Raw genomic sequence first — 696 nt, 5'->3', positions numbered from 1 at the left:
GTAGAGATAATAACGAGGTTCTTCTCCAGCATAGGCAGTTCCAGAGCAGTTGATTCTTCAATCTCCTTCTGAATAGCCAAGATTTTCTGGTCTTTCTCCATGTTGCGCTCACGCGACATCTCTTGGTATTTCAACAGGCCAGCGCGTACTACGTTAGCAACGGAACCTTTCTGCTGGTCACAGGTAGCAATAGCACCGGTGATGTCGTTTACATTCAGCTTCTGACGGATGGTGCGAACGAAGCTTTCGATGCTCTTCGAACCTTTGGCACGGCTGATAGTGAGGGCACGCTCAATCGAGAAGATGAACACGCACAGGAACATTGTCATCAGTACGGGTACTACCGGACCACCTTTGTACACTACACCGAAGTAGTCACCAGATACTGGGTTGTTGTCGTGGTTACCACCTTGGAAGTGGCTGCCATCTCCTAGTACGAAGATGAAAATGAGGACGCTGACAATGAACGCCGCGAGGATGGCGATAACGGCAAACGAGGATGAACCACCACCCTTAGCTTCGCCTTTCGGCGCAGCAGCAGCAGCGGGCCGAGCCGCGGGCTTGTTTATGGCATTCTTTTGTTCCATTGTTCCGGAGAATTAGTGGGTTGTTGGTGAAAGGTTGAAGTTGAATGTAAAAAAGTGAACAATTGATCTAGCCATCAAAGACAGAGAAGCCCCGCTCACCCACACGCTG

General features: G+C 50.0%; 1 pseudogene. It reads right to left on the bottom strand.

The window, feature by feature from the left end:
- Positions 1-587, bottom strand: a pseudogene (locus VI25_RS20600) (MotA/TolQ/ExbB proton channel family protein); the annotation flags it as partial.
- Between the last annotated feature and the right edge of the window lie 109 nt (positions 588-696).

Source organism: Hymenobacter sp. AT01-02 (assembly GCF_000961955.2).
Taxonomy (GTDB): Bacteria; Bacteroidota; Bacteroidia; order Cytophagales; family Hymenobacteraceae; genus Hymenobacter; species Hymenobacter mucosus.
The sequence above is the reverse complement of the archived record's forward strand: the minus strand, read 5'-3'. Positions and strand labels throughout refer to the sequence as shown.